General features: G+C 59.3%; 19 protein-coding genes and 1 pseudogene. 13 read left to right on the top strand and 7 right to left on the bottom strand.

The window, feature by feature from the left end; translation table 11 throughout:
- Positions 1–131 precede the first annotated feature (131 nt).
- Genes PMI37_RS24990 through PMI37_RS25005 form a run of 4 tightly spaced genes read left to right on the top strand, consistent with a single transcriptional unit; the run spans position 132 to position 2575 of the window.
- A complete protein-coding gene (locus tag PMI37_RS24990) occupies positions 132–434 on the top strand; it encodes a BufA1 family periplasmic bufferin-type metallophore (protein ID WP_008086321.1) in 303 nt (100 codons plus the stop codon).
- Positions 435–459: 25 nt separating this feature from the next.
- Positions 460–1347 carry an MNIO family bufferin maturase gene (bufB, locus tag PMI37_RS24995; protein WP_008086323.1) on the top strand — a complete coding sequence of 296 codons (888 nt, stop codon included), beginning with the start codon at positions 460–462 and terminating at the stop codon, positions 1345–1347.
- Positions 1344–2102, top strand: coding sequence for an HvfC/BufC N-terminal domain-containing protein (locus PMI37_RS25000; RefSeq protein ID WP_008086325.1), 759 nt, complete (start codon positions 1344–1346; stop codon positions 2100–2102). Before bufB ends, PMI37_RS25000 begins: the two co-directional genes overlap by 4 nt.
- On the top strand, positions 2099–2575 hold the full coding sequence (locus PMI37_RS25005) for a DoxX family protein (RefSeq protein ID WP_008086326.1): 477 nt from the start codon (positions 2099–2101) through the stop codon (positions 2573–2575). The genes PMI37_RS25000 and PMI37_RS25005 overlap by 4 nt, the downstream gene beginning before the upstream one ends.
- A 103-nt stretch (positions 2576–2678) precedes the next feature.
- Here the strand turns inward: PMI37_RS25005 and PMI37_RS25010 are convergent, their stop codons facing one another.
- Positions 2679–3593 carry a LysR family transcriptional regulator gene (locus tag PMI37_RS25010; RefSeq protein WP_008086327.1) on the bottom strand — a complete coding sequence of 305 codons (915 nt, stop codon included), beginning with the start codon at positions 3591–3593 and terminating at the stop codon, positions 2679–2681.
- A gap of 104 nt (positions 3594–3697) precedes the next feature.
- Here PMI37_RS25010 and PMI37_RS25015 point away from each other — a divergent pair, with 104 nt between their 5' ends.
- Positions 3698–4297, top strand: a complete 600-nt coding sequence (locus tag PMI37_RS25015) for a short chain dehydrogenase (RefSeq protein WP_008086329.1) — start codon at positions 3698–3700, stop codon at positions 4295–4297.
- Between the two features lie 23 nt (positions 4298–4320).
- On the opposite strand, the gene PMI37_RS25020 is transcribed toward PMI37_RS25015, so the two are convergent.
- Positions 4321–5424 carry an acyltransferase family protein gene (locus PMI37_RS25020; protein WP_008086330.1) on the bottom strand — a complete coding sequence of 368 codons (1104 nt, stop codon included), beginning with the start codon at positions 5422–5424 and terminating at the stop codon, positions 4321–4323.
- 144 nt (positions 5425–5568) lie between these two features.
- Here PMI37_RS25020 and PMI37_RS25025 point away from each other — a divergent pair, with 144 nt between their 5' ends.
- Both PMI37_RS25025 and PMI37_RS25030 read left to right on the top strand, forming a co-directional pair.
- Complete coding sequence (locus tag PMI37_RS25025) at positions 5569–6222, top strand: COG3650 family protein (protein ID WP_008086332.1); 654 nt, start codon at positions 5569–5571, stop codon at positions 6220–6222.
- Positions 6223–6319: 97 nt separating this feature from the next.
- Complete coding sequence (locus PMI37_RS25030) at positions 6320–7933, top strand: NAD(P)/FAD-dependent oxidoreductase (protein WP_008086334.1); 1614 nt, start codon at positions 6320–6322, stop codon at positions 7931–7933.
- 120 nt (positions 7934–8053) lie between these two features.
- On the opposite strand, the gene PMI37_RS25035 is transcribed toward PMI37_RS25030, so the two are convergent.
- A complete protein-coding gene (locus PMI37_RS25035; RefSeq protein WP_008086336.1) occupies positions 8054–9148 on the bottom strand; it encodes a PLP-dependent cysteine synthase family protein in 1095 nt (364 codons plus the stop codon).
- Between the two features lie 252 nt (positions 9149–9400).
- Here PMI37_RS25035 and nhaA point away from each other — a divergent pair, with 252 nt between their 5' ends.
- From nhaA to PMI37_RS25060, 5 genes and pseudogenes are all read left to right on the top strand, one after another.
- A complete protein-coding gene (gene nhaA / locus PMI37_RS25040; protein WP_008086339.1) occupies positions 9401–10588 on the top strand; it encodes a Na+/H+ antiporter NhaA in 1188 nt (395 codons plus the stop codon).
- Between the two features lie 122 nt (positions 10589–10710).
- Positions 10711–10977 carry a hypothetical protein gene (locus PMI37_RS25045; RefSeq protein ID WP_008086340.1) on the top strand — a complete coding sequence of 89 codons (267 nt, stop codon included), beginning with the start codon at positions 10711–10713 and terminating at the stop codon, positions 10975–10977.
- Positions 10974–11714, top strand: coding sequence for a zeta toxin family protein (locus tag PMI37_RS25050; protein ID WP_008086342.1), 741 nt, complete (start codon positions 10974–10976; stop codon positions 11712–11714). The genes PMI37_RS25045 and PMI37_RS25050 overlap by 4 nt, the downstream gene beginning before the upstream one ends.
- A gap of 192 nt (positions 11715–11906) precedes the next feature.
- Positions 11907–13101, top strand: a pseudogene (locus PMI37_RS25055) (S-type pyocin domain-containing protein).
- A 10-nt stretch (positions 13102–13111) separates the two neighbouring features.
- Positions 13112–13363 carry a pyocin S6 family toxin immunity protein gene (locus PMI37_RS25060; protein ID WP_008086347.1) on the top strand — a complete coding sequence of 84 codons (252 nt, stop codon included), beginning with the start codon at positions 13112–13114 and terminating at the stop codon, positions 13361–13363.
- 75 nt (positions 13364–13438) lie between these two features.
- Here PMI37_RS25060 and PMI37_RS25065 read toward each other — a convergent pair whose 3' ends face one another.
- Complete coding sequence (locus PMI37_RS25065; protein ID WP_008086349.1) at positions 13439–13903, bottom strand: glycine zipper 2TM domain-containing protein; 465 nt, start codon at positions 13901–13903, stop codon at positions 13439–13441.
- Between the two features lie 179 nt (positions 13904–14082).
- Here PMI37_RS25065 and PMI37_RS25070 point away from each other — a divergent pair, with 179 nt between their 5' ends.
- Complete coding sequence (locus tag PMI37_RS25070) at positions 14083–14319, top strand: hypothetical protein (protein ID WP_008086351.1); 237 nt, start codon at positions 14083–14085, stop codon at positions 14317–14319.
- Positions 14320–14324: 5 nt separating this feature from the next.
- Here the strand turns inward: PMI37_RS25070 and pdxH are convergent, their stop codons facing one another.
- The 3 genes from pdxH to PMI37_RS25085 form a co-directional block, all read right to left on the bottom strand.
- Entirely contained in the window at positions 14325–14972 is a 648-nt protein-coding gene (gene pdxH, locus PMI37_RS25075) for a pyridoxamine 5'-phosphate oxidase (protein WP_008086353.1), read from the bottom strand.
- A gap of 24 nt (positions 14973–14996) precedes the next feature.
- The gene (locus PMI37_RS25080) at positions 14997–16097 is read right to left on the bottom strand and encodes an OmpA family protein (protein ID WP_008086355.1); all 1101 of its coding nucleotides are present in this window, start codon (positions 16095–16097) and stop codon (positions 14997–14999) included.
- Positions 16098–16210: 113 nt separating this feature from the next.
- A complete protein-coding gene (locus PMI37_RS25085; protein ID WP_008086356.1) occupies positions 16211–17356 on the bottom strand; it encodes an EstA family serine hydrolase in 1146 nt (381 codons plus the stop codon).
- Positions 17357–17524: the final 168 nt, after the last annotated feature.

Below are 17524 nucleotides of genomic sequence, written 5' to 3' on the forward strand. Positions count from 1 at the left end.
TGCGGCAGCTCCTACAGGGGTAGTGAAAAAGATTTTGCGTGGGGTGTAACGCATCGTCATGAGCGTTCTCTAGAGGGGTAAGCAAGCGCAAAAGCGTTTGTAAAAACCCTGATCAATACTGGAGAAACATCATGACTGCTACCACCCGCACCCTGTCCGCCACCGCCCTGGTTCTGGCCCTCGGTTCTGCCCTGAGCATGGCTGCCGTCTCCACCGCCCACGCCGCCGACGACATGGAAAAATGCTTCGGCGTCGCCATGAAAGGTCACAACGATTGCGCCGCCGGTGCAGGCACCACGTGTGCCGGCACGGCGAAAATGGACTACCAGGCCAACGCCTGGAAACTCGTCCCGAAAGGCACCTGCGCCACCACCGAAAGCAAGACCTCGCCGACCGGTTTCGGTCAGATGGAAGCCTTCAAAGCCAAGTCCTGATCCAAGTCCTGCCTGAGTGACGATCATGTTTACAACACAAGACACTCCCCTCCCCGGCACTCAGGCAGCCCTTGCCGAGCTCCCGCCCCGTGCCGGGCTGGGGCTCAAGACCGGGCACTTTCGTGAAGTGCTCGACACTCAACCGGACATCGGGTTCTTCGAAGTCCACGCCGAAAACTACATGGTGGCCGGCGGCCCGTTTCATCATTTTCTCAGTTTGATTCGTCAGCAGTATCCGCTGTCGCTGCACGGTGTCGGTTTGTCCATCGGCGCTGAAGGGCCGCTGGATCAACAGCACCTCAAACGATTGGCCGAGCTGATTCGACGCTATCAACCGCAATCCTTTTCCGAACACCTGGCGTGGTCCAGCCATGGCCCGGTGTTTCTCAATGACCTGCTGCCACTGGCTTACGACACGCCGACACTGAACCGCGTCTGCGCGCATGTCGACCAGGTGCAGAACGCCCTGAAACGACCGATGCTGCTGGAAAATCCAGCGACGTATCTGGCGTTCCAGCGCTCGACAATCGATGAACCAGAGTTCATCGCCGAGGTGATCCGCCGCAGTGGCTGCGGTCTGTTGCTCGACATCAACAATGTTTACGTGGCGTGCATCAATCATCAGCGCGATCCGCAGGCCTACCTCGATGCATTGCCGTTGCACGCGGTCGGCGAAATTCATCTGGCGGGGTTTGCTGAAGATTGCGACAGCCTCGGTGACCGCTTGTTGATCGATGATCATGGCGCACCGATTGATCAGGCAGTCTGGCAGTTGTACCAGCAAGTGCTGGAGCGCATTGGCCCGGTGGCAACACTGATCGAGCGCGACAATAACGTGCCCGCTTTCAACGTTTTGCTTGCCGAGACGCAACGGGCCGACGCGTTGTTGCGGCAGGTCGGGGGACTGCCATGAGCAGTCAAATGGCATTCGCCGCCGCCCTGCTTGACCGACAACTGCCCTGCCCCGAGGGGCTGTGCAGTGCCAACGGCGCCGATCCGGCCAGCCGTTTCGCGGTGTATCGCAATAACGTGCTGGGCTCACTGATCAACGCGCTGGCTGACGGTTACCCGGTGGTCGCGCAGTTGGTTGGCGAGGAATTTTTCCGTGCCATGGCGGCACTTTTCGTACAGGCAAACCCGCCCCGAAATCCGCTGATGAGCCGCTATGGCGAACCGTTTGCGGACTTCATTGCAGCCTTCGAACCCGCCGCCAGCGTGCCGTATCTGGCCGATGTGGCGCGCCTCGAACAGTTGCGCACCCTCGCCTACCACGCCGCCGACGCGTTGCCTGTCCGGCCGGCGGAAATCACCGCTGCACTGGCCAAACCGGAGATTCTCGGCGAGCTGCGTGTGGGGCTTCATCCGTCCCTGCACGTGCTCGGTTCGGCCTATCCCGTGGTTGCCATTTGGGCGGCGCATCAGCGCGGGGCATCGCTCGCGGGCATCGACCTCAATCACGGCCAAAGTGCGCTGGTACTGCGCAATAACCTCGACGTCGAAGTGTTTGCCGTTCAACCCGCCGCCGATGGGTTCATCCGCCATCTGCTCGACGGCATGCCCGTGCTGACGGCGGCAGAGAACAGCCCACCATTCGACCTCACAGAAGTACTGGGTCTGCTGATCGCGCGGAACGCCATCACTCAACTGAACGCCAAGGAATTGCCATGAATCACCTGATCGTCCACGCCATCGCGCTGCTGGAAAAAATTCCCCACAGCCTGATCGCTTTCGTTGCACGCTTTTCGATTGCCGCCGTGTTCTGGAAGTCTGGACAAACCAAAGTCGAAGGCTTGGCCATCGACTTGATCGACGGCACCTTTGAGCTCGGTTGGCCACGTCTGGCCGACTCGACCATCCCCTTGTTCAAGAGCGAATACCACGTGCCTCTACTGTCACCGGAGATTGCCGCGCACCTGGCGGCGTTTGCCGAGCACTTCTTTCCGGTGCTGATCCTGATCGGCTTCGCCACACGGTTTTCGGCGCTGGCATTGTTGGGCATGACCCTGACCATTCAGCTGTTTGTGTATCCCGATGCCTACCCGACTCATGGCACCTGGGCGGCAGTGTTGCTGTACCTGATGGCGACCGGGCCGGGAAAACTCTCGCTCGACCACCTGATCGCCAAACACTACAACCACTGACACTCATGTAGGAGCTGCCGAAGGCTGCGATCTTTTGATTCTGTTTTTTTCGAAGCCAGATCAAAAGATCGCAGCCTTCGGCAGCTCCTACAGGGGAAACGGGTCAGTGCTGGAGGCGATCCAGCGCCTCGCCGCTGCGCTTGAACCAGCCGATCAGATAGTCCGCCAATACCTGCGTGCGTTTCGGCAAACCGCCCTGATACGGATGCACCAGATACATCGGCATCCGTCGGGTCTGATAGTCGCGCAGCAGCAGGCGCAATCGGCCGTCAGCCAATTCCGCCTGGAGCAAGTACGAAGGCAATCGGGCGATGCCTGCACCAGTGAGCGCAGCTTTCTTCAGCAGGTTGTAGTGATTGCTGGCGAACGGCCCCGACACCCGTACTCGCAGCAATTCGTGCTGCTGGTGATACAGCCATTCCTCACGGCCGCTGTAGTGGCTGTTGAGCAAACAACGGTGCTCGGCCAGCGCCTGCGGGGTCGTCGGTTCGCCAAAGCGCTGCAGATACGCCGGGCTGGCACAGGTCATTTCCTGCCAGGCCAGCAGCGGCTTGGCGACCAGTCTCTCGTCGTTGGCCACCTCGCTGCGAATCGCCAGATCAAAACCGTCGCGGGACAAATCCCGATAGCTGTTGTTCAGCTCCAGTTCGATCTGCACCTCGGGATATTCCTGCGAGAACTCCAGCAGCAAGCCATCGAAAAAGGTTTCCCCCAGCGAAACAGGAACCGTCATCCGCACCGGACCGGCCATATCGTCTTTCAGCCGCGCCAACGCCTGACGCGCTTTTTCGACCTGCACGACCAGCGCCTGCGCTTGCGGCAGCAACGCCGCACCTGCCGCCGTCAGGCTCAAGCGACGCGTGGTGCGCTGCAGCAGCACCACAGAAAAGCGCGCTTCAAGTTGGCTGATGCGTTTGGACAACTGCCCCTTGCTGCAGCCCAACTGCTGCGCCGCCAGGGTAAAACTGCCGGCCTCGATCAACACGGCAAACGCCGCCAGATCATCCATTTCGCTCATGGATTGTTTCCATTTGAAAACCAAAGGTTGCCTATTAGTGCGCTTATCCGCAGAAAAAACCACTCTAGACTGAGTCCTCGTTCAATCACTTGAGGTACAGCTCGATGAAAATTCTATTGATAGGCGCTGGCGGCACCATTGGTTCAGCCGTGGACAAAGAGCTCTCGCAACGTCACGAAATCATTCGCATCGGTCGCAACAGCGGTGATCTCAATGTCGATATCAGCGACAGCGCATCGATTCGCCAATTGTTCGAACAGACCGGAAAGTTCGACGCGCTGATCTGCGCTGCCGGTAACGTGACCTTCGCGCCGCTCGGCGAGATGACTGGAGACAGCTTCGCCCTCGGCCTCAAGGACAAGCTGATGGGCCAGGTCAACCTGCTGTTGATCGGCCGCGAATTCGCCAATGATGGCGCTTCGTTCACCTTCACCACGGGCGTGCTCAGTCATGATCCGATCCGCAGCGGTGCGTCGGCGGCGCTGGTCAACGGTGCGCTGGACAGTTTTGTGCGGGCGGCCGCCATTGAGTTACCGCGCGGCCTGCGGGTGAATTCGGTCAGTCCGACCGTGCTGCTGGAAGCGATGGGCAAATATGCGCCGTACTTCCGCGGCTATAAGCCAGTTGCTGCGGCAGATGTGGCGTTGGCCTACGCGAAAAGTGTCGAAGGCCTGCAAACCGGTCAGACGTTTCATGTGAACTGAGCCGTCTACTGCAACGAGGTGGGTCAGCGAGCGGGTTCAAGTTGCTTGGCGTACCCACCGGCGCGCTGTCGAAGCCAGCGCTGCAGCGGTCGTTCGAACAGACGATTGCAAAGCAGGCTGGCGCCGATCAACACCGTGAAAAACAGCAAAAAACTCCACGGTTGATAAAACACCTCGCGCCCATGGAAGAATTTGTCGGCCAGCAACGCCGCAGAAATTTGCAGCGGGAAATGCAGTAAATAGGTGGCGTAACTGATGTCGCCAAGCCAGGACAGACGCCTGGCCAACGGTTCCAGCCATGAGTGACAGGCCGCCACGCAGGCGACGGACAGCGGAAACAGTACGGCAAATTTGATCAGTGCCGATTGGTTTGCATCGTCGAACAACCACCAGCCTGCCGCGCAGACGAGCGCCAGACTCACACCCACCCAGCGCTCGGCAAACCGCCGCAACAACGCGGCCACCCCGAAGTAGGCCAAGCCACCGCCGAAAAATCCGATCACACCCAGGGCGATTTTGTAGTGTGCGGGAAATATCCATGCGGCACTGACCACCAAACCGACGCTGATGACTAGCGGCGCAGGCGCATAACGCCACAACAGAAAAAATGCGCCGTACAACAGCACTTCCACCGAGACAGACCAGACCGGCCCATTGAACGACCAACCGTCCTCGAACCCCCACGCGGGCGCCAGAAGCACATTCAACAACGCGTGATACGCATCGTTGAAAGGATAAACAAATGCGTTACCGGTGTAGGCGCCGTAGATCTTTTGCAGCACTGCGACGACAACAAATGTCACCAGATGCAATGGGTAAATCCGGCTGAACCGATCAATGAAAAACTGTTTGGCGCTCAATTCGCGCTGCGCGAGGGCACGCGCAAACAACCAGAAAAACACAAACCCGGAGAGACTGAAAAACAGCGAAACGGCATCGCCGCCATGGCGGTAGAACAGCGAAAAAACACTGAAAAACGGTTGTTCCTCGCGCAGTAACGGACCGGGCACTGCGCCGAGGAAAAAAAAGTGTTGCCAGTGCCAGAACACCACGGCCAGCGCCGCGAGGCCGCGCAATGCGTCCAGCGCATGCAGTCGTTGAGGAAACACCGAAGAGTTTTGCTGCATGTCTGATGAGCCCGCTGCTGGACAGGTGCGCCACTATGCTGTGGCCCGGTGCTCAACTCAAGCGTAGGCAGGCATCGGCCACACAAGCCTTGTGATCACCGCCCACCCTCAGTAACGTGGCGGCACTTGTCTGGAGAGTCGAAGATGCGTGTTGCCCGTTCGTTAGTCCTGGTTGCCTTGCTGCCATTGTTTGCCGCCTGCCAATTGTTCGATGGCCAGCGTGAAAGTGCCTCGCACGTCGGGCAGACGCGGATGCAGGGGCAACTGACCGCCGCTGACGGCAAACTGGTGTTTCAGCCGTGTCAGGATCAGCGCCAACTGGTGGTCAATGACATCGGCGGCACCAGCGTCCTGCAAGAGGCCGCGACCCTCGCCGATGAGCAGGGCAAACTGTTTGCCGATGTTCGCGGCAAAGTCGCCGGTGATCGCCTCGATCTGACGCAGCTGTACCGCGTCGAGCGCTCCGGTACGGCCTGCGATGATCCGAATTTCAAACTGCTGATCCTGCGCGCGACCGGCCATGGCCCGGAGTGGAACGTCAAGGTCAGCGGCAAAGGCATGGTCATCGACCGTGAAGGCCAGCCGCCACTCGCCGTGCCTTATGTTGAAGAGCAACTGGGCGACGGCCGCTTCAACCTCAGCAGTGAAGCCAACAACCAGCGCATCGAATTGTGGGTCGCGCCGCAGCGCTGCGTCGACAGCAACACCGGCAGCGTGCAGCACATGAGCGCCGAGTTGCGCATCGACGGCCAGGTGCAGCGCGGTTGCGGGTATTTCGGCGGATCGCGCAACGACTGAGCGTTTTAGCCTCACCGGATCCGGCCTTTGCGGCTTATAATCGCGGCCTTCAAACGCCTTGGCGCAGTTGTGCGCCCCGCGAACCCGGATCCTCGCCATGTTACGAATCACTGAACTCAAGCTGCCAATCGACCATCCCGAAGAAGACCTGCGCCCTGCCATCGTGCAGCGCCTGGGCATCGCCAGCGATGATCTGCTCGATTTCACCTTGTTCAAGCGCAGCTACGATGCGCGCAAAAAGTCCTCCGAACTGTGCTTCATCTACACCATCGACCTCAGCGTGCGCGACGAGGCCACGGTGTTGGGCAAGTTCGCCGACGACCGTAACGTCAACGTGGCGCCGGATGTCAGCTACAAATTTGTTGGCCAGGCGCCAAGCGAGCTGAGCCAGCGCCCGATCGTTGTCGGTTTTGGCCCGTGCGGGATCTTCGCCGGCCTGTTGCTGGCACAAATGGGTTTCAAGCCGATCGTCCTCGAACGCGGCACCGAAGTCCGCCAGCGCACCAAAGACACCTGGGGCCTGTGGCGTAAAAGCGTACTCAACCCAGAATCCAACGTGCAGTTCGGCGAAGGCGGCGCGGGCACGTTCTCCGACGGCAAGCTGTACAGCCAGATCAAGGATCCGAAGTTCCTTGGCCGCAAAGTCCTGCACGAGTTCGTCAAGGCCGGCGCGCCGGAAGAAATCCTCTACGTCAGCAAACCGCACATCGGTACGTTCCGCCTGACCGGCATGGTTGAAAACATGCGCGAGCAGATCCGCGAACTGGGCGGCGAAGTGCGCTTCCAGGAACGCGTCACCGACGTGCTGATCGAAGACGGCCAACTGGTCGGCGTCGAGCTGGCCAGCGGCGAAACCCTGCATTCGAAACACGTGGTTCTGGCCCTCGGCCACAGCGCCCGCGACACCTTCCGCATGCTCCACAGCCGTGGCGTGTTCATGGAAGCCAAGCCGTTCTCGGTGGGTTTCCGCATCGAACACCCGCAATCGCTGATCGACCGTGCGCGCTTGGGCAAGTACGCCGGACACCCGAAACTCGGTGCCGCCGACTACAAACTGGTGCACCACGCCAAGAACGGCCGTTCGGTCTACAGCTTCTGCATGTGCCCGGGCGGCACCGTGGTTGCGGCGACTTCCGAGCCGAACCGCGTAGTCACCAACGGCATGAGCCAGTACTCGCGTAACGAGCGCAACGCCAACTCCGGCATCGTTGTCGGTATTACCCCGGAAGTCGATTATCCGGGCGGCCCGCTGGCAGGGATCGAGTTGCAGGAACGTCTGGAATCCCACGCGTTCATTCTGGGTGGCAGCGATTACAAGGCGCCGGCGCAACTGGTCGGCGACTTCATTAATGACATTCCTTCGACCGAGCTGGGCGAAGTCGAGCCCTCGTACAAGCCGGGCGTCGCGCTGGGCGACCTCGCTCTGGCGTTGCCGGACTTTGCCATTGAGGCCATCCGCGAGGCCTTGCCGGCATTCGAAAAGCAGATTCGCGGGTATTCGCTGCACGATGCGGTGTTGACCGGGATCGAGACGCGCACCTCGTCGCCGCTGCGCATTACGCGTAACGAGACGCTGCAGAGCATGAACGTGAAGGGCCTGTTCCCGGCCGGTGAAGGCGCCGGTTATGCGGGCGGGATTCTGTCGGCGGGTGTTGACGGGATTCGCATTGCCGAAGCCGTGGCGCGCGATATCCTCGGCCTGACTGACTGATCAGCATCCCCTGCCCTGTGGGAGCTGGCTTGCCAGCGATGACGGACTCAGGTTCAACATTAATGTTGACTGAACCACTGCCATCGCTGGCAAGCCAGCTCCCACATTGATTTCGGTGTGTCAGATGTTGGCGCGCAGGACTGAGGTCGGCAGCGGTTCACCGCGCTCGGCACTCGCTGTCACGGCTTCGATCAACCCACTCAGCTCATAGCCCTGCGCTCTCAGCCAATCCTGATCGTAATACGTGTCGGCATACCGCTCGCCGCCATCGCACAGAATCGCCACGATCGACCCCGACTCCCCCGCCGCTTTCATCTGCTGCGCCGCCATCAGCGCGCCGATCAGATTGGTCCCGCTCGACCCACCAACATGCCGTCCCAGACGCTGCGCCAGATAATGCATGGCCGCCAACGACAAGGCATCCGGCACCTTGACCATCGCATCGATCACCTTGGGCAGGAACGACGCCTCCACCCGTGGCCGGCCAATGCCCTCAATGCGTGAACCGCAATCCAGGCGCAAACTCGCGTCACCGCTCTGGTAGTAATCGAAGAACACCGAGCGCTCGGCGTCGGCGCACAACACGCGGGTGCAATGCTGGCGATAGCGCACGTAACGGCCGAGGGTCGCGGTGGTGCCGCCGGTGCCGGGGCTGGAAATCAACCAGCTCGGTTCCGGGTGCTGCTCGTAACGCATCTGCTGAAAGATTGACTCGGCGATGTTGTTGTTCGCGCGCCAGTCGGTGGCACGTTCGGCGTAGGTGAACTGGTCGATGAAATGGCCACCATGCTCACGCGCCAGACGCTCGGATTCGGCGTAGATCTGCGTCGGATCTTGCACCAGATGACTCTGGCCACCGTAGAACGCAATCTGCGCGATCTTCTCTTTCGAGGTAGTTGCCGGCATCACCGCAATGAACGGCAAACCGAGCATCCGTGCGAAATAGGCTTCGGAAATTGCCGTCGAGCCGCTGGACGCTTCGATCACCGGCGCGCCGGGTTTAAGCCAGCCGTTACACAACGCATAGAGAAACAGCGAACGTGCCAGCCGATGTTTGAGGCTGCCGGTCGGATGGCTGGACTCGTCCTTGAAATACAACTCGATGCCGGCAAAACCTGGCAGCGGCAAGGGAATCAGATGGGTGTCGGCGCTGCGCTGAAAATCCGCTTCGATGATGCGGATGGCTTCGCGGGCCCACTGTCGGTTGTCGCTCATGGTGATGGTTCTCGTTGAATCGGGCAGGTGGTCTATCTGTTCGAAAAGCTTGCTCACCAGCTTAGGAAAAATCCTCCTTCACGCACAGATACAGCTGCGTCTCAATGTGTCGGGCAACTGCTAGGCTCAGCGTGGCCGGGGCTCAGCCGCGTTGTAACGCCATATAACAAAAAAGAATATAACTTTTGTTTTAACAACTAACAGTACGGGTTAGGGTGTCCCACCTTTTTGACGATTCGATGGAGAGCGACCTTGCCTCTGCGTAGCACTTTCACGCGTTTCTTTCAGTTGGAAGCTGCCAGCGGTCTGTTATTGATCGCCGCAGCCATCCTGGCCCTGATTATCAACAACTCGCCGCTGTCGTGGCTGTACACCGGCCTGCTCGACACCCCCGTGGTGGCGCAGATCGGTGCGTTGAAAATCGCCAAACCCCTGCTGCTGTGGATCAACGACGGTCTGATGGCGATGTTCTTCCTGCTCATCGGCCTGGAAGTGAAGCGCGAGGTGCTCGACGGTCAGCTGTCCAAGCCCTCGCAGATCGTCCTGCCCGGCGCGGCGGCGATCGGCGGCATGCTGGTGCCGGCGCTAATCTACTGGTTTCTCAACCGTGACAACCCGGCCGCACTGAGCGGCTGGGCGATCCCGACCGCCACCGACATCGCCTTCGCCCTCGGCGTACTGGCGTTGCTCGGCAAGCGTGTCCCGGTGTCACTGAAGCTGTTCCTGATGACCCTGGCGATCATCGATGACCTCGGCGCCATCGTGATCATCGCGATCTTCTACTCCGGCGAACTCTCAACCCTGTCACTGGGCCTGGCGGCGGCGTGCATCGCGGCGCTGGTGGCGATGAACCGGCTCGGGGTGGTCAAGCTCGGGCCGTACATGATCATTGGATTGATCCTCTGGGTCTGCGTCCTCAAGAGCGGCGTGCATGCGACGCTGGCGGGCGTGACCCTGGCCTTCTGCATCCCGTTGCGCACGAAAAACGCCGAGCCGTCGCCGCTGCTGACCCTCGAACATGCGCTGCACCCGTGGGTGGCCTACGGCATCCTGCCGCTGTTCGCCTTCGCCAACGCCGGCCTTTCACTGAGCGGCGTGACCGTGGAAAGCTTCACTCACCACGTGCCGATGGGCATCGCGGTGGGCCTGCTGCTGGGCAAGACCGTCGGTGTGTTCGGCCTGACCTGGCTGGCGGTCAAGGTCGGCATCGCCGCCCTGCCCCAAGGCGCCAACTGGGGTCAGGTCATGGGCGTGGCAATTCTCTGCGGGATCGGCTTCACCATGAGCCTGTTCGTCGGTTCGCTGGCTTTTGAGCCGGGCGTGAGCGACTACGCCGGGATGGATCGGATGGGCATTCTGACCGGCTCGATTCTGGCGGCGTTGATTGGTTATGCGGTGACGGCAGCGGCGAGTCGCCGCAATGCTCTGCAAAACGCCTGATACGCATATTTCTACAAAAGGCAGAGCCCTTCTATCCAGAGGGGCTTGGCTCTGAACCTTGCAAATGTGCTATATCTTTCGTTGACAGCCGCACCTTCTCAGCACCGCTTCTGGAGTCATCCATGTCACGTAAAGCAGAAAAACGCCCAATGACGGACGATCAGATTTCCGTACAGGAATCGCGTATTCCGGACATTGCTCTGAAGGCATTCAGCAACGCTTATAAAATGGCGCTCGCCAACGGCGCTGCGGTTCTCGTTGCCAAAGATGGTCAGCTGTTTGAAGTGACCGAGAAGACATCAATTGCTTTGCGCTCAATCGGCACCTATGGAAATCTGAAAAGCGGCACTCGCCTGCACATCAACAAATCAAAACAGGCCACTTCTTGAGCACACCGAGGATACGGATATTCGCGGGCCCGAACGGCTCAGGAAAAAGCACCTTCAATCGACTGGTTCCCGCGCATTTGCTGGGCAACTACATAAATCCTGATGACATCGAACGAGCAATCAAAGATACGGGCTATTTTGATTTCACCTCCTATCGCATCGAGGCTCACAAGGAAGACATTTTCGACTTCTTCCGTGAACATGCCCTACTAAAGAAATCCCCACATTCACTAGCAAAGCTCGATGCCCTTACGATTGATGGCGAACGCCTCAGCTTTTCCAATACTGAAATCGACTCATACGTCGCATCCGCCCTTTCCGACTTTATACGTAGATCACTGATCAAAGAACGCATCAGTTTTACCTTTGAAACAGTCATGTCCTCCTCTGACAAAGTCAGCCTGCTCGCCGAGGCCCATCAGTCCGGTTACCGGGTTTACGTTTACTACGTCGCGACAGCCGATCCTCAGATCAATATTGCCAGGGTTGCCTATCGAGTATCCCAAGGCGGGCACAGCGTTCCTCCTGAAAAAATACAAGCGCGGTACTGGAGATCTCTTGAGCTCTTGTCTGAAGCTATCTTGACCTCGAACCGGGCCTATATTTTCGACAACTCGGATGAAGGCAGTGAAGGCCTGACGCAAATAGCGGAGATCACTGATGGCGAACTGATTGAAATCAAGTCAGACACCCAGCCGCCATGGTTCAAAGAGTTCGTACTCGATAAGTTGCTGTAAGTGATGGACGCGAATTTCTCCCCAATCTTCTGACTCTTTTATAGTCTTGCTCTTCAGCAAAGCGCCAGCAGTCTTGCGTCGAACAATCCCCACGTCTTTAGAGACGCGTCCTACAGCCACAACTTTCCTGCTTCGTTAACGTTGCCCAGCCCTTTGCAAAGGGCTGTCGATGGATGAGCGAAAGGACGATCAGTGGCTGGCAACAAGGACATTCCCCGGGTTTCCCAACCCACCGCAAGGCGACGGGCATCACGTCACCCACCGCTTTATGAAGGCCAGCGAATTGGCCGCGCGCGACGCCAGACAAAACGCTTACGACGCCATGTTGGCGCGGCAGGAGGCTTTCGAGCGTAGCTGTGAGGCGGCGGTCAAAAAAGCCAACCCCGAGCGTGCCGGCTGCGTATTCGCCAAGTCCTGCAACTTGCCGGATGCAATCATCGACTACTCGAGCCCCTCGGGGATGGTGCCGACCGACAGCCTGAAGGATTACGGCGATCTCATCCTGCTCGGTGCCCGCGAAGCCGATGAAAGCGGTGCAGTTCATCTCAAGAAAATCGGTGCAACGGCCATCCCTACAGGATTTGGCAGTTTTGCGCTGGCAGGTTCGGCTTTCAAAGCTCTGCCCGCAATTGTATCCAGCCCGGTGATTACGCCATTGGTGGGTCTGGTGGCGCTGTTCATGCCATCGAGCCTTGGTGACAGCGCGCTGTATACCGAGGAGCAATTGCGCGGCCTTCAACAGGCGCGAACTCGCGTCCGGTTGAGAGTCGAGCAACAGGCTGATGGAAGCTTGAAGGGCTACGGCTTCTACACCGGCAAACATCGCGATTGGGAAATGGTTGATGTCGTGCAATTCAGCGCGCGGGGCAGCGAGTTTATTGCCGATCTTGGTGAAGACGTAGAACTGATCTGGACACCTGCTGTTGATGGCTCGGACATCCTCGGCATTCCTGCGCTGGAGGCTGCACCGCAAGCACCGCATATCTGGGTTTATCCGCCGACGAAGGCTGCGGACGGGATTCTGGTCAATCCGGTTTATCCGCCTGAGTACCGGGACTTCATTTTGGTTTTTCCAGCGCATTCGGGGATTCGGCCAATTTACATCGTTTTAAGCCGGGCTCGCGACCATGTCTACTACGGCCACCCAGAGACACTACCGGCCTTCCCTGACGCAGTTAGAGTAAAGTCGAAATCTTCGGTGAAAGGTGGTGGAAAGCAGCGAGCACGGTGGGTAGACCGCAAAGGTCGAATCTATGAATGGGATTACAAAAGTAACGCTGTGGAAAAATACGACAAGTTGGGAACGACTCATTTAGGCGAGTTCAATCACCTGACGGGTGAACAGACCGGGCCTGCAGAGCCGGACAGAAGAACTTCTAGAAATTAAGGATTGAGACATGCGCTACCTTTCGATAACCGGCTTTTACCCTGATGATGCTGAAGATGACTCTTTGCAATTCGAGTTGTATATCAAAGATAGCGAGATGAACGAAAAAGTTGCACAGCTCGTTGAGTCTAAGCCCCTGAATGAATTGGAACCCGGAGAGCTATTATTGACTACAGATCAAGTCACAGCGCTGCAAACTCTTCTCAAAGTTAGCCTCCCTAAGGGTTTGGAGTTTTTCATGGGCACCTGTGCTGACTACTGAACTAACGAATTGGAAGCAATAAAGAAAAACCCCGACCAGTCACCTGATCGGGGTTTTCTTTACCCTGCATCCCGCTTAGTGCGAAACGCGGCTGGTGCCGCCAACGGTGGAGATGCGCACGCGCTCGCCAACGCGGAACACTTCGTTCTCCTGAACCTGCTGCACATAGGCACGCATGCTGCCGTCGTCTTCACGCACGGTGATTTCCACACCTTGCGTGCGGGTCAGGCCTTCTTCTGTGGCCGAACCGATCAAACCACCCGCCACTGCACCGATGACCGCAGCAACAATGCTGCCCTTGCCGCCACCGATGGCGCTGCCGCCGACGCCACCCACTGCTGCACCGGCGATGCCACCGATCGGGGTTTTGGTGCCTTCGATTTTGACCGGTCGCAGGGATTCGATGGTGCCCATGCGAATCGTCTGCACGCGACGCGCTTCGTCACGGGAGTAGGAGTCACCGGTCAGGCTCGATTGGCAGCCGGTAAGCAACATCGCCATCGTGGAAAAGGAAGCAACCAGCAGAACAGACTTACGCATAGCATCAACTCCAAAGGAACATATATTCATTAAACTCCGTGGCTTGACGCCTGTCACGACGCAGCCCGGACAAATTGGCTTTCATTCAGGCGAGGTACAGACGCCTGCACTTTTCCCTATAGAAGCCCCTACAGTAGCGCCAAATTCCAGATTCTGCGCCACCGACACCAAGGATTTTCATGGATTACTTGATCATCGTCGTCACCACGGCCGCCGGTTTGTACTTCCATGGGTGGTTGTACGTGCGGATCAAACGCTGGATGGATCGCGACCTGGCGCTGTCGCTGGCCGGCAAGGATGAGGGCAAACGGGCCTTCATGCTCGAGCAGTTGGCGAACGCTCAGGCGCAGAAGATCAAGCGCCGGGATCTGCCGCAGTGGCTTGAGGCCGCTGCGGCAGGCTATCCCGCTCGGTAGACTGCTCAGGGTGCCAGACGTTCAAGAATCCAGTCAGCGCCCTGCACACGGTAGTTGAGGCGATCGTGCAGACGGCTCGGACGGCCCTGCCAGAATTCGATGCGCTCAGGCAGCAAGCGATAACCGCCCCAATGTTGCGGGCAGTCGGGCTGAGTATCGGAAAAGCGCTGTTCGGTCGCCTTGAGCAAATCCTCCAGTTCACCGCGCCCGTTGATCACCCGGCTCTGCGGTGAAGCCCAGGCGCCGAGACGGCTGCCCAACGGACGCACCTGGTAATAGGCATCGGACTCCTCGGGCGTGACCTTTACCACCCGGCCTTCGATGCGCACCTGGCGCTCGAGGGTCGGCCAGAAGAAGGTCATGGCGGCACACGGGTTGGCGGCCAGGTGTTGGCCCTTGGCACTCTCGTAGTTGGTGAAGAAGGTGAAACCCTGCTCGTCCAGGCCTTTGAGCAGCAGAATGCGGCAATGCGGACGGCCGTCCGCATCCACCGTGGCCAGGGTCATGGCGTTGGCTTCCACCGGCGCCTGTTCGGTTTTCACCGCGTCGGCGAACCACTGGTGGAACAGCGCAAATGGCTCGGCCGGGGCTTGCGCCTCGGTCAAACCGTCCCGGGTGTAATCACGACGCATATCTGCCAGAGCCTGGGTCATGGCGCATTCCTTTTCGTTAGCGGATCACTTCTTGGTGGTATCGGTAGCGGCGACTTTCTTGTCGGTCGCGGCGGCTTTGGCTGGCGTGGTTTTCCTCGCTGGAGCCTTCGCCGGGGCTTTTTTGGCGGGAGCCTTGGCAGCGGCTTTCTTGGCCGGAGCCTTTTTCGCGGCAGGCACAGCCGCTTTTTTCGCAGCGGGGGCCGGGGTCACCGGTTTGGCCACTGGCTTGACGTCTTGCGCGGCGACCATGGTCACTGGCTTCGGCGCTGGCATGTTGTACTTGCTCAGCAGCGCGACCATGGTGTTTTGCGGGGTTACCAACAGTTCGACGCGACGGTTCAGGGCACGGCCTTCAACGCTGTCGTTGGCCGCACGCGGCGCTTCGGAACCCATGCCGCGCAGCATCAGGCGATCACGCTGCAAACCGCTGAGGCGGAAAATCGCCGCAATGGCCTGGGCACGTTCCTGGCTCAATTTGATGTTGGCCGGAGCGGCACCGCTGGAGTCACTGTGGCCCAGTACCAGAACGGCGGTTTTCGGGTCGGCTTCAAGGATTTTCGCTACACGGGTGAACGGACCGAGGGTGACCGGCAGCAGCATCGCCGGACGATCCGGGTTGAACGAGCCTTCCACCGGAGCGGTCACGACCAGCACGTTTTCACGGCGTTCGAGTTGCAGGTTGCTGTCCTTGACCGCTTCACGCAGACGCGGCTCGTAGTCGTCAAGCCAGGCTTGAGTGACTTTCGGATCCGGCATCGGCACGGCTTTGGTGGTCGGCTGATCCTTGCCACCGAACGGCCACCACCACTTGCTACCGGTGTCGGCGTCAGCCTTGGCCACGGCAACCGGTTTCTTGGCTTCCGGTGCGACTTCAGCCTTCATGTCAGCCTTGGCCGCTTCATCATCGGAACCGAACGGCCAGTACCAAGGGCTGCTGCTTTCGGTTTTGGCGACCGGGGCAGTGGCAGCTGGCTTCAAAGGTGCAGGAGCCGGCTCTTTAGCGGCTACAGTGTCGGAAGAACCGAACGGCCACCAACTGCCGCCGTCCGCATCGTTTTTCGGGGTCTGTGCGCAACCGGTGATCGCTACACACAGGGCCAGGGCGAGGGTCTTTTTAGATGACATTGAAAATCCACAAAATGAAGTAATGAAAAATCAGAGCACTTTCGCCCGGATAAACAGTCGATTTGAATCGAAAAACCAGTCGAGGTTCCGACCCTGGAGCCTCTATTGACGCTTTACAGACAAGTGGCAAGTACCCGCGCAAGCTTCTGCGCGCGCGGGTCCATCAAAACGTACGGCCCAAGGGTGTTTGTCACGAATCCGAAGGCGACATCATGCTCAGGGTCAGCAAAACCGATGGAACCGCCCGCGCCAGGATGGCCAAACGCCCGTGGGCCGAGGCCGTAAGTGGCGTTGGCCACGTCCGGTTGATCGAGCATGCAGCCCAGACCAAAACGGGTGCGGGTCAGCAATGTTTTGTCTTCACCGAGGCTGTGTTCGCGGGTCAGCTCTTCGAGCATGTCGCTTTCGAGCAGGCTGCCGTCGAGCAAACCGGCGTAGAAACCGGCGAGGCTGCGCGCGTTACCGTGGCCGTTGGCCGCCGGTTGCTGCATGCGTCGCCATTCCGGTTTGTTGGTGCTGGTGAGCACCGACGGCGGATTGGTGAAAGCACGGGTGGTCATCGCGCTGGGTTCACGCATCGTCACTTGCAGCAGGCGCTGAGCGGCAGCATCGCCGGCATTGCCCTTGCCGCGCGCGATGTGCGCCACGCGATGGAATTCTTCGTCGGCCAGGCCAACGTGAAAATCCAGGCCCAACGGTTTCGCCACGCGGGCAACGATGGACTCACCCGGGCCACGACCATCGGCGCGGCGCAGCAATTCACCGATCAGCCAGCCGTAGGTGATCGCGGCATACCCGTGAGCGGTGCCCGGCGTCCACCACGGGGCTTCGGCCGCGAGGGCGTCGACCATGGTTTGCCAGTCGTAAAGGGCTTCGGGGGCGAGCAATTCACGCAGCGCCGGCAAGCCGGCCTGGTGGCAGAGCAATTGGCGCAGGGTCACGGATTCCTTGCCGGCAGCGGCGAATTCCGGCCAGTAGCGCGCGACCGGAACATCGAGTTGCAGCTTGCCTTCGGCGACCAGTTGCAGCGCGGTGACAGCGGTAAAGGTTTTGGTGCAGGAGAACAGGTTGGCGATGGTGTCGCTGTGCCAGGCCTCGGCACGGTCCTTGTCGGCGGTACCGGACCAGAGGTCGAGGACGGTTTGTCCACCGACCTGAATGCACAAGGCTGCGCCGCGTTCCTGGGGATCGTCGAACAGTGCTGCGAAAGCCTCGCGCACCGCTTCAAATTGAAGCTCGTAATGTCCCTGAATCTGCACCCGCAACTCCCCCGCGAAAACGCTCTACAAAGTGGCCCGCATTGTTCCAGCCCTTGAGGGATTTGGGAACAGCTGCGGGCCAGACGGTTAAAAAGCCAAATCAAAAGATCGCAGCCTGCGGCAGCTCCTACATGGGATTGCGTTCCTTTGTAGGAGCTGCCGAAGGCT

Origin of the sequence: Pseudomonas sp. GM80, from assembly GCF_000282515.1 — a bacterium.
GTDB lineage: Bacteria > Pseudomonadota > Gammaproteobacteria > Pseudomonadales > Pseudomonadaceae > Aquipseudomonas.

Coding starts and splice junctions, on each gene's coding strand:
- bufB (WP_008086323.1), top strand. CDS start 460: ATGTTTACAACACAAGACACTCCCCTCCCCGGCACTCAGGCAGCCCTT.
- PMI37_RS25025 (WP_008086332.1), top strand. CDS start 5,569: ATGCGTGTTGCCCGTTCGTTAGTCCTGGTTGCCTTGCTGCCATTGTTT.
- PMI37_RS25005 (WP_008086326.1), top strand. CDS start 2,099: ATGAATCACCTGATCGTCCACGCCATCGCGCTGCTGGAAAAAATTCCC.
- PMI37_RS24990 (WP_008086321.1), top strand. CDS start 132: ATGACTGCTACCACCCGCACCCTGTCCGCCACCGCCCTGGTTCTGGCC.
- PMI37_RS25035 (WP_008086336.1), bottom strand. CDS start 9,148: ATGAGCGACAACCGACAGTGGGCCCGCGAAGCCATCCGCATCATCGAA.
- PMI37_RS25045 (WP_008086340.1), top strand. CDS start 10,711: ATGTCACGTAAAGCAGAAAAACGCCCAATGACGGACGATCAGATTTCC.
- PMI37_RS25010 (WP_008086327.1), bottom strand. CDS start 3,593: ATGAGCGAAATGGATGATCTGGCGGCGTTTGCCGTGTTGATCGAGGCC.
- PMI37_RS25060 (WP_008086347.1), top strand. CDS start 13,112: ATGCGCTACCTTTCGATAACCGGCTTTTACCCTGATGATGCTGAAGAT.
- PMI37_RS25065 (WP_008086349.1), bottom strand. CDS start 13,903: ATGCGTAAGTCTGTTCTGCTGGTTGCTTCCTTTTCCACGATGGCGATG.
- PMI37_RS25030 (WP_008086334.1), top strand. CDS start 6,320: ATGTTACGAATCACTGAACTCAAGCTGCCAATCGACCATCCCGAAGAA.
- PMI37_RS25015 (WP_008086329.1), top strand. CDS start 3,698: ATGAAAATTCTATTGATAGGCGCTGGCGGCACCATTGGTTCAGCCGTG.
- PMI37_RS25080 (WP_008086355.1), bottom strand. CDS start 16,097: ATGTCATCTAAAAAGACCCTCGCCCTGGCCCTGTGTGTAGCGATCACC.
- PMI37_RS25020 (WP_008086330.1), bottom strand. CDS start 5,424: ATGCAGCAAAACTCTTCGGTGTTTCCTCAACGACTGCATGCGCTGGAC.
- pdxH (WP_008086353.1), bottom strand. CDS start 14,972: ATGACCCAGGCTCTGGCAGATATGCGTCGTGATTACACCCGGGACGGT.
- PMI37_RS25070 (WP_008086351.1), top strand. CDS start 14,083: ATGGATTACTTGATCATCGTCGTCACCACGGCCGCCGGTTTGTACTTC.
- PMI37_RS25000 (WP_008086325.1), top strand. CDS start 1,344: ATGAGCAGTCAAATGGCATTCGCCGCCGCCCTGCTTGACCGACAACTG.